Origin of the sequence: Micromonospora sp. CA-111912 (assembly GCF_050948415.1) — a bacterium.
Classification (GTDB): domain Bacteria; phylum Actinomycetota; class Actinomycetes; order Mycobacteriales; family Micromonosporaceae; genus Micromonospora.
Genome location: NZ_CP192007.1, coordinates 2,152,560 through 2,162,865, shown reverse-complemented (window position 1 = coordinate 2,162,865; position 10,306 = coordinate 2,152,560). Strand labels below are relative to the sequence as shown.

The 10,306-nt window shown below is 73.0% G+C and carries 6 protein-coding genes; 2 read left to right on the top strand and 4 right to left on the bottom strand.

All coding sequences use genetic code 11. The features are described from left to right. Positions 1-30: 30 nt before the first annotated feature. Positions 31-5,565, bottom strand: a complete 5,535-nt coding sequence (locus ACQPZO_RS09685) for a type I polyketide synthase (protein WP_433348945.1) — start codon at positions 5,563-5,565, stop codon at positions 31-33. 284 nt (positions 5,566-5,849) lie between these two features. Between ACQPZO_RS09685 and ACQPZO_RS09680 the strand changes: the two genes are divergently transcribed. Both ACQPZO_RS09680 and ACQPZO_RS09675 read left to right on the top strand, forming a co-directional pair. Beyond that, entirely contained in the window at positions 5,850-6,608 is a 759-nt protein-coding gene (locus tag ACQPZO_RS09680) for a thioesterase II family protein (protein WP_433348943.1), read from the top strand. Positions 6,609-6,741: 133 nt separating this feature from the next. Next, complete coding sequence (locus ACQPZO_RS09675; protein WP_433350910.1) at positions 6,742-7,734, top strand: DUF1152 domain-containing protein; 993 nt, start codon at positions 6,742-6,744, stop codon at positions 7,732-7,734. Between the two features lie 45 nt (positions 7,735-7,779). Here ACQPZO_RS09675 and ACQPZO_RS09670 read toward each other — a convergent pair whose 3' ends face one another. The 3 genes from ACQPZO_RS09670 to ACQPZO_RS09660 form a co-directional block, all read right to left on the bottom strand. Continuing rightward, the gene (locus ACQPZO_RS09670; protein ID WP_433348941.1) at positions 7,780-8,349 is read right to left on the bottom strand and encodes a hypothetical protein; all 570 of its coding nucleotides are present in this window, start codon (positions 8,347-8,349) and stop codon (positions 7,780-7,782) included. A 150-nt stretch (positions 8,350-8,499) separates the two neighbouring features. Next, positions 8,500-9,231: a class I SAM-dependent methyltransferase gene (locus ACQPZO_RS09665; RefSeq protein ID WP_433348939.1), complete on the bottom strand. Its 732-nt coding sequence runs from the start codon at positions 9,229-9,231 to the stop codon at positions 8,500-8,502. A gap of 171 nt (positions 9,232-9,402) precedes the next feature. Continuing rightward, on the bottom strand, positions 9,403-10,290 hold the full coding sequence (locus ACQPZO_RS09660; RefSeq protein ID WP_433348937.1) for an SAM-dependent methyltransferase: 888 nt from the start codon (positions 10,288-10,290) through the stop codon (positions 9,403-9,405). Positions 10,291-10,306: the final 16 nt, after the last annotated feature.

The window sequence follows — 10,306 nt, the reverse complement described above, 5'->3', positions numbered from 1 at the left end:
GTCGCTAATGGGCAAGCGGCGGATTCGTGGTCAGGAGCGCCCGAACTTCTGGTCGATGAGGTCGAACAGTTCGTCGTCCGAGGCGTCGTCGATGGCCTGGGTGACGTCGCCGGGTCCCCCGGTGGCGTCGCTCCAGCGGGTGGCCAGGGCCTTGAGCCGGTTCGCGACGGCGGTGCGGGTCTCCTCGTCGGCGGCGAGCCGTTCCAGGTCGTCGGGTCCGGCGGCGGCGAACGCGGCCTCCAGCCGGTCCAGTTCGGCCAGCAGCGTCGACGCCGGGCCGGCCGGCGCGACGTCGGCGAGCAGGAAGTCCGCCAGGGCCGCCGGGGTGGGGCAGTCGAAGATCAGGCTGGCGGGCAGCCGGACGCCGGTGGCGGCGGTGAGCCGGTTGCGCAGCTCGACGGCGGTGAGCGAGTCGAAGCCGAGGCCGGTGAACGTCTGCCCGGACGGGATGACGGTCGACGACGGGTACCCGAGCACCTCGATGACCTGCCCCTTGACCAGGTCCTCGATGAGCCGCCCCCGGTCGGCGTCGGGCGTGCCGGCGAGCCGCTCGGCGAAGGACGGCCCGGTGCCGCCGGAGCCGGTGGCGCCGGTCGCCCGGCGGGGGGCGCGGACCAGCCCCCGCAGCGGCGCGGGCAGGTTGCCGGTGTCGGACTGGCGGCGCAGCGCGGCGACGTCGAGCAGCGCGGGCACCAGGTGGGGTCGGCCGCCGCGCAGGCCGGCGTCGAACAGGGCGAGCGCCTGGCCGGTGCCGAGGGGGTTGAGGCCGTTGCGGCTGAGCCGCTGGCGCTGGGCGGCGTCGAGGTTCCCGGTCATCCCGCTGGCCTCGGCCCAGAGCCCCCAGGCCAGGGAGGTCGCGGCGAGACCCGCGGCCCGCCGGTGGTGGGCGAGGCCGTCGAGGAACGCGTTCGCGGCGGCGTAGTTGCCCTGCCCCGGGCCGCCGAGGGTGCCGGCGACCGAGGAGAACAGCACGAACACCGGCAGGTCCAGGTGCCGGGTCAGCTCGTGCAGGTGCCAGGCGGCGTCGGCCTTCGCGGACAGCACGGTCGCCATCCGGTCGGCGGTCAGCGCGGACACCACCGCGTCGTCGAGCACACCGGCGGCGTGCACCACCCCCGTGAGCGGGTGCTCGGCGGGCACGGCGGCGAGCAGCGCGGCGAGGGTGTCCCGGTCGGCCACGTCGCCGGCCACCAGCCGGGCCTGCGCGCCCATCCCGGCCAGGTCGGCCAGCAGCTCCGCCGCGCCGGGCGCGGCTGCGCCCCGCCGGCCGACCAGCAGCAGGTGGCGCGCCTTGTGGGTGGCGACGAGGTGGCGGGCCAGCAGGCCACCCAGGGCGCCGGTCGCGCCGGTGACCAGGACCGTCCCGTCGGGGTGGAGCTCGGCGCCCAGCGCCGGGTCGAGCTCGGCGGGCGCGAGCCGGGGCACCAGCACCCGGTCGCCCCGCACGGCGAGCTGGGGTTCACCGGTGGCCACGGCACGGGCCAGCGCCTCGACCGGGAGGTCGGCGTCGACGTCGGCGAGGACGAAGCGGTCGGGGTGTTCGGCCTGCGCCGAGCGGAGCAGACCCCACACCGCCGAGCCGGCGAGGTCGGTCACCCGGCCGGGTTCGCCGGCGGGGACGGCGCCGCGGGTCAGCACGACCAGCCGCCGGTCGGCGAGGCGATCGTCGGCGAGCCAGCCCTGCACGATGGCCAGCATGTCGGCCAGCAGGGCCCGGGTGGCGGCCGGGACCGGGGCGGGCGCGTCGTCCCGGTACGCGGGCAGCAGCACCAGGTCCGGGTCGAGACTGCCGTCGGCCACCGCCTCGGCCAGTTCGCCGAGGCCGTACCGGGGCAGGCCGGCGGGGCCGGTCGTGCCACCGCCGAGCAGCACCGCCCGGTGCGGCGCGGCGTCGGCCGGCGGTACGTCCCGCCAGGCGAGGTCGAACAGCGCGTCGGTGGTCGGGCCGGCGGCGCGGACCTGGTCGGCGGTGACCGGGCGGGACACCAGCGAGGCGATGCGGGCGACCCGGGCGCCGGACGGGTCGGTCAGGGTCAGGGTCACCCCGCCGCCGCTGCGGCGGGCGCGGACCCGCAGGGCCGTCGCGCCGACCGCCGAGAGGGTGACGCCGGTCCAGGCGAAGGGCAGCCGGACCCCGGTCGCGTCGGGGTCGTCGTCGAGCAGGCCGACGACGTGCAGCGCGGCGTCCAGCAACGCCGGGTGTACGCCGAATCCGGTGACCTCGGTGCCGTCGGGCAGCGCCACCTCGGCGTACACCTCGTCGGCGGCGCGCCGGATCGACCGGAGGCCCCGGAACAGCGGGCCGTACTCGACGCCGAGCCGGGACAGCTCGGCGTACACGGCCTCGACGGGGACGCCCGTGGCGTCGGGCGGCGGCCAGGGCGACGGGTCGTCGGCCCGGTCCGGCGGCGCGGGGACGACGAAGCCGGTGGCGTGCCGGGTCCACTGCGCGTCGGGGTCCTCGGCGGCCCGGGAGTGGACGGTGACCGGCCGGCGACCCTCGTCGTCGGCGGGCCCGAGGTGCACCTGCACGGCCCGGGCGCCCTGCTCGGGCAAGACCAGCGGCGCTTCGAGGGTCAGCTCGTCCAGCGCGTCGCAGCCGGCCCGGGTGCCGGCGTGCATCGTCAGCTCGACCAGGGCGGCGCCGGGGACCACCACGGAGTCCCAGACGACGTGTTCGGTGAGCCACGGGTGGGTCTGGACGGACAGTTCCGTGCCGAAGATCCGGGCGTCGTCGGCGGCCACCGTGACGGCGGCGCCGAGCAGCGGGTGGTCCACGGCGCGTACGCCGAGGCCGGGTGCCCCGACGTCGGCGGGGTCGGTGGTGTTGAGCCAGTACCGCTGGTGGTCGAAGGCGTACGTGGGCAGCTCGGTCCGTTGGGGACGGGCCCCCGTCCCGGTCAGGTACGCGGCCCAGTCGACGGGCGCGCCCGCGACGTGCAGGTCGGCCAGCGCGGCGAGCATCGTGTCGGCCTCGGGCCGCCCGGCCCGCATCGTGGGGACGAACCGGATGTCGTCCGGCGCCTCGACGCAGTCCCGCGCCATCGTGGTGAGCACGGAGTCGGGGCCGACCTCCAGGAACTGCGTGACGTCCTGTTCCCGCAGGCAGCGGACCGCGTCGGCGAACCGCACCGGCTGCCGGACGTGACGCACCCAGTAGCCGGGGTCGGCGATCTCCGCCGGGTCCGCCACGGCGCCGGTCAGGTTCGACACGATCGGCACGGCCGGTGGCCGCCAGGTCAGCCCGGCCAGCACGGACGCGAACCCGTCGAGCATGGGCTCCATCAGCCGGGAGTGGAACGCGTGCGACACGGCGAGGGGCTTGGTGCGCCACTCCCGGTCACGGCAGGCCGCGGCCACCGTCTCGATTTCGTCGAGCGCGCCGGACACCACCACCGCCGCCGGGCCGTTCACCGCCGCCATGTCGACGGCCGCGCCCAGCTCGGCGATCAGCCCGCGCACCCGTTCCTCGGGCGCGCCCATCGCGAGCATGCCCCCGCCGGCCGGCAACGCCTGCATCAGCCGGCCCCGTGCCGCCACCAGGACACACGCGTCCTCCAGCGACAGCATCCCGGCCGCGTACGCCGCCGTCACCTCACCGACCGAGTGACCGGCGAGGAAGTCGGCCCGCACCCCCCACGACCGCAGCAGGTCCCACGACGCCACTTCGACGGCGAACAACCCCGCCTGCGCGAACACCGTCCGGTCGAGCGCGGCCGACGGCCCGCCGGACCACACCACGTCCCGCAACGAGCCCGACAGCTCGGCGTCGATCAGCCCACACACCCGGTCGAAGGACTCCGCGAACACCGGGAACCGGTCGTACAACTCCCGACCCATCCCGGCCCGCTGCGAGCCCTGACCGGTGAACAGCACCGCCCGACGACCCGACGACACCACACCAGATGCGGAGGAACCACCAGCCACCGCGTCCAGGCCCGCCACCAGCTCGTCCACGCCCGAACCCCACACCACCGCACGGTGCTCCAACGCGGCCCGCGACGACACCAACGACCACGCCACGTCCACCGCCGCCAGATCGGAGCGGCCCCGCACGAACGACGCCAACCGCGCCGCCTGACCCACCAACGCCCGCTCCGAGCGACCCGACACCACCCACGGCACCGGCAGCCCGGGAACCGCCCGCGCCTGCGGGACCGACTCCTCCACGGGCTCGGGCTCGTCCTCGGGCTGTTCCAGGATCACGTGCGCGTTGGTGCCGGAGATGCCGAACGACGACACCCCCGCCCGGCGCGGCCGGCCCACCCCCGGCCACGGCCTCGCCCGCGTCGCCAGCTCCACCGCGCCCGACGACCAGTCCACGTGCGACGACGGCTCGTCCACGTGCAGGGTCGCCGGCACCACCCCGTGCCGCATGGCGAGGACCATCTTGATGATCCCGGCGACGCCGGCCGCCGCCTGGGTGTGCCCGATGTTCGACTTCACCGACCCCAGCAGCAGCGGCTCGTCCCGGTCCTGCCCGTACGTGGCCAGCAGCGCCTGCGCCTCGATCGGATCACCCAGCGTCGTGCCCGTGCCGTGCGCCTCCACCACATCCACGTCAGCCGGGGAGAGCCCGGCGCCGGCGAGGGCCTGCCGGATCACCCGCTGCTGCGACGGACCGTTCGGCGCGGTGAGACCGTTCGACGCACCGTCCTGATTCACCGCCGTGGCCCGCACCACCGCCAGGACCCGCCGGCCCTCCCGACGCGCGTCCGACAACCGCTGCACGAGCAGCACACCGACGCCCTCGGCGAGCGCCGTGCCGTCGGCGGCCTCGGCGAAGGCCCGGCACCGGGCCACCGGGGAAAGGTTGCCCTGCCGGGAGAAGTCGACGAACACCGCCGGGGTCGGCATGACCGTCACGCCGCCGGCGAGCGCCAGGTCGCACTCCCCGGAACGCAGCGCCCGCACCGCGAGGTGCAGCGCGACGAGGGAGGACGAGCAGGCGGTGTCGAGCGTCACCGCCGGCCCCTCGAAGCCGAACGTGTACGCCACCCGGCCGGAGGCGATGCTGCCCACGTTCCCGAGGCCGAGGTAGTCCACCACTCCGGCGGGCGGCGCGTCGGGCGGCTGGGCGTACCCGCTGTGGGTCATGCCGGCGAAGACGCCGACCCGGCCGCCCTTGAGGCTGGTGGGGTCGATGCCCGCCGACTCGACGGCCTCCCAGGACGTCTCCAGCAGCAGGCGCTGCTGCGGGTCCATGGCGAGGGCCTCGCGGGGCGACACCCCGAACAGCCGGGCGTCGAACTCGGCGGCGTCGGGGAGGAAGCCTCCCTCCCGGACGGAGGAGGTGCCCTGCCGGGAGCGCTCGGGGTCGTACAGCGTCCCGAGGTCCCAGCCCCGGTCGGCCGGGAACGAGGTGATCGCGTCACCGCCTGCGGCGACGAGGTCCCAGAGCTGTTCGGCCGAGCGCACCCCGCCGGGGAACCGGCACCCGATGCCGACGATGGCGATCGGCTGCTGCGCCTCGGCCTCGACATCGCGTAGGCGTTGCCGGGTTCGCCGCAGATCGGCGGTGACTCTCTTCAGGTACTCCCGGAGCTTGTCTTCGGTGTCCATCAACCCAGCCCATCGCGATGCACGGCGGAGCCTCGACGTAGGCGACGGTACGAATGCGCAGTCGTTCTCAGGCGACACCTGTATCTGTCGTTCGGCTCGCTCGGCCGATAGCCACGAGGATCCCCATCTGCGGGGAGAAGTTATTGGGTGCGCGTAAGGTGGGACAACCCCTAACCGTGCGTAGCGGCAGCTAGGGGTGTCCGGCCCCGGTCCACCGCATTAGCGTCGCCTCGACCGGGTCCGTGCCGATCGGGTCAGCAATTTCACCGCCGGAAGGACCGCAAAGGATGACCACGCCAGAAACCGACAACGGCCTGTGGGTGCGACGCTTCCACCCGGCGCCGAGCGGCACCAGGCGGCTGGTGTGCCTGCCCCACGCCGGCGGCTCGGCCAGTTTCTACTTCCCCGTGTCCCGCAGCCTCTCCCCCTCCCTGGAGGTGCTGGCGATCCAGTATCCGGGGCGGCAGGACCGGCGGCAGGAGAAGTGCATCGGCGACATCCACGAGCTGGCCCGGGAGGTTCACTCCGTGCTGCGGCCGTGGCTCGACGAGCCGGTGGCGATCTTCGGTCACAGCATGGGTGCGAGCGTCGGCTTCGAGCTGGCTCGACTGATCGAGCGGGACGGCGGTTCGGCCGCCCACCTGTTCGCCTCCGGCCGCCGCGCGCCGTCCTGCCCCCGGGACGAGACGGTGCACCTGCTGGACGACGAGGGCCTGTTGGCGGACATGCGCCAGCTGAGCGGCACCAACGCCGCCATCCTCGGCGACCAGGAGCTGCTGCGCGCCGCGCTGCCGGCCATCCGCAGCGACTACCGGGCCGCCGAGACGTACACCTACCGGCCCGGGCCGCCGCTGAGCTGCCCGATCACCGCCTTCACCGGCGACAACGACCCGAAGACCACGGTCGACGAGGCCCGCGCCTGGTCGACCCACACCACCGGCTCGTTCGACCTGAAGGTCTACCCCGGCGGCCACTTCTTCCTGGCCGACCAGCAGGCCGCGGTGCTGCGGGCCATCTCGACGGCCCTGGCGTCCCCGGCCCGCTGACCGAAGCGGCAGTATCCGTGGATGCCCCCGGCCAGCACACGACGTCGGGTCCAGCTGGCTGCTGAGCTGCTTGACGGCGGTACGCGCCAACGGTGACGTCGACGGCATGGGCGTGGCTGATCATTGAGCGGTGATGAACCCTGCCGCGCTGCCGGCCGATCCCGATGCGTTCTCGTTGGCCGTTCCGCCGCTGTTCGCCGCGCTGGCTCCGGCGCGGAGCATCCTCATCGCCGGAGCGGGCGGGGGGTTCGACGTGTACGCCGGCCTACCCTTGGCGTTCGCCCTGTGGCGCGGCGGCGCACAGGTGCACCTGGCCAGCCTGTCCTTCTCCCAGCTCGAGTTGATCGACCGAGACGCGTGGGTAGCGGAGCACGTCGCGGCGGTGCGGCCGGACACCACCAGCCCGGACTGGTACTTTCCGGAACGGACGCTCGCCCGGTGGCTGGCAGCTCAGCAGTTGCCCTCGACCGTGTACGCCTTCCCGCCGCTCGGTGTCCAGACCTTACGGGAGGCGTACCGGCATCTGGTCGAAAAGCTCAACGTCGACGCCGTGGTGCTGGTCGACGGCGGCACCGATGTCCTGCTGCGCGGCGACGAAAGTGATCTCGGCACACCGGTGGAGGACATCACCAGCCTGGCCGCCGTGGCCGCGCTGGACGTGCCGATCAAGCTCGTGACCAGTCTCGGCTTCGGCATCGACGCCTACGACGGCGTCAACCACGCCCAGGTGCTGGAGAACCTCGCCGCACTCGACCGCGACGGCGGCTACCTCGGCGCCCTGTCCATCCCCGGCTCCAGCCGGGAGGCAGCGCTGTACCGCGATGCTGTCGCCGACGCCCAGGCCGCCACCCCGGACCGGCCGAGCATCGTCCAAGGACAGATCGCCGCCGCCACCAGCGGCGCGTTCGGAGACCTCCGGTTCACCCGGCGCACCGGCGGAGGCGACCTGTTCGTCAACCCGCTGATGGCGATCTACTTCACCGTCGACCTCGACAAACTCGCCGCCCGATGCCTGTATCTCGACCGCATCGAGGACACCATCGGCAGACGACAGGTCATCACGCGCATCCAAGCGTTCCGCGACGAACTCCTCAACGCACGCATCCCCCGCGTGTATCCACACTGAACGCTCGGGCGGCGGCAGATCAGGATGCCTGATCTTGAGCGGTCGTCATACGGCGAGCTGGCGGCACGCAGTTCGGCTGCTTGGTAGACCGGCTTGCGTGAAGACGAACCCGCTACTGCCGTTCTTCGGATCCCAGAGCTGGTCGTTGGCGACCAGAGCCCGGAGCAGCGCACGCTGAGTATCGGTCAAGGGACGGCCTTCGCCGTACGGCTCGGCGAAGGCGAAGCCAACCAAGGCGCCCCAGCCGGTGTCGAAGCCGGTCCAACTGTCCCGCCTGACCACCTGGCAAGCGGCCGTGGCGATCACATCGAAGTGAGGGGCTGCGCGGATCGCCGCAGCGACGATTTCCGACTGGTGCACGCCTGCGGGCGCGGGTTCCGCCAGCGCGGCCAGGACCAGCTCCTGGCTGCGCGGATCATCCTCGTGGGCCAGCGCGGCACGGAGCCGGACGGCGGGGTCCGGGTCGGTGAGCAGCCCGCGGAGGTTCACGCCGAGACGGCCGAGGCAGTACACCCATGGGGCCCTTGGTCCGGGGTCGCTATCCGCCAACGCCTGGACGAGGACCGCGACTTCCTCCCGCCTATCCGCCAGGTTCGTCTGCTGGGCGAGCGCCACGAGTTGCTCCGCGTGGAAGCAGTTCCTCGGCGAAGTACCCATTGCCGGCCAACGTTGTCACAGCCAGGGCTGCGCGACCCAGAAACTCCAACAGCGGTTCGACCGTGTCAGGGTGCGCCTGTCAGCGGTATGTGCGGACGTCGTCGGTGGTCAGTGGTCTCCGGCGTAGTGGGAGTGCACGGCGGATTGTCCGGTGTAGTTGGCGCCAGCACGATCGTCGGCACCGAGGTAGCGGTACGGGAGGCGGACCTCACGGCGGCCGGTGCAGCTGATCCGGCGGCGACGGGGATCGTAGGAGAACCCGGCGGCGCGGAGTCGGGCGGTGAGGCGCCGCCCAGCGGGTCGCCCGTCAGGAAGCCGGATGCTGGACAGGTCCAGGTCGGCCACGAGCCGGCCGGTGGGAGTCAGCCAGCCAGCCGCCCGGGTCAGCACGGCGAGCTTGTCTCCAACGTAGTGCAGTCCGTGCAGACAGGTGATCAAATCGAACGTCCGCGTTGGTGCCCAGTTGGCGACGGAGGCGCAGATCAGCTCCAGGTTCAGGGGTGGTGCCGGTACGGGATCGAAGGCGTCGACCAGGTCGACCCCGACGAGGACCGTCCGCTCGGTCAGCCCTGCCAGGCGCAGCTCCCCGGCGGCCTGGATCAGCGCCCGACCAGTGCCGCAGCACAGATCCAGCCAGCCGGCGGCTGCCGAAGGTGCGGCCCGGCCGGTGCCGACAAGGCCGGCGGCGAGAACGTCGAGAGGGTTGAACCCCAACTCCCGGGTGTAGCTGTTCACCCCGGTCAGCTGCCGCTCGCGGTTCATGGTGCAGTTGGCCACCACCGCCGACTGCTCCAGGGCGTCGTTGCCTAGCAGTTCGACACTGGCGCGCTGATCAGCCACGGCAACATCATTCCAGAGACAGCTCCTCAGACTGAACCCCCGACCAGCGGCATGTGAGTGCGCTGAAGCAACCCGCACCGTCCGGCATCAGGCGTTAGCCCCCATGCTGCTCAGTTCGGCGAGGGCCCGTCGACCGTCGACCGGTCGGCGGGCCCTCGGCCCGGTGCGGGGTCAGCGCTTGTGGGCGACCGCGATCACGTAGTCGAGGTTGGCCAGCTCGCGCTTCATCAGGTCCTGGTTCTTCCAGTGCGAGGCCATGCTCTTGCGCACGGCCGGCTTGACGGCGGCGCGGAAGTCCGGGTCGTTGGTCCGGTCGGCCATGTAGCGCCGCCAGCCCTCCCAGGTGTGGTCCTTGATGGACTGCACTTCAGGCCGGTCGAAGCCGGCGTCGGCGAGCTGCTGGGCGTACGTCTCGCGGTCGTGCCAGTTCTCCTTGGGGATGCTGAACTTGACGAAGCTCAGCGGGCCCGACTGGATGGCGGCCCGGACCACGTTCTCGCTGACCGGGATGATGTCGGCGGTGGCGAGGACGCCGCCCGGCTTGAGCACCCGCAGCGCCTCGGCGAAGAACGCGCTGCGCGGGTAGAAGTGGAAGGCCGACTCCAGGGCGACGACCCGGTCGAAGGTGGCGTCGGGGAACGGCAGCTCGGTGGCGCTGCCCAGCCGGAAGTCGGTCCGGTCGGCTAGCCCCTCCTCCTGCGCCCGCCGCTGGGCCGCCTCGACGTGGTGCGGGGTGATGTTGAGCCCGACGACCTTGCCGACGCGGCCCGAGCGCAGCCAGCTGAAGTCCTGGTCGGCGTAGCCGAACCCGACGTCGAGGATGGTGTCGTCCGGCTTCAGGCCGGCGGCGTCGGCGAGCTTGCCGGCCAGCGCCTCGGCGGCGTCGTCGATGTCTGTGACGCCGTCCTCCCAGTAGCCGACGTTCATGTAGTGGGTGCGGCGGGCCGCGAACTCCACGTCGGGGGCCTGGATCTCGTAGAAGCGCCGGACCCGGGTGACGGGGTCGGCGGTGAAGACGGTGCGGATGGCCCTCGCCGCGATCTTCAGGTTGTCGAGCATGGTGCTCCTTCCAGGT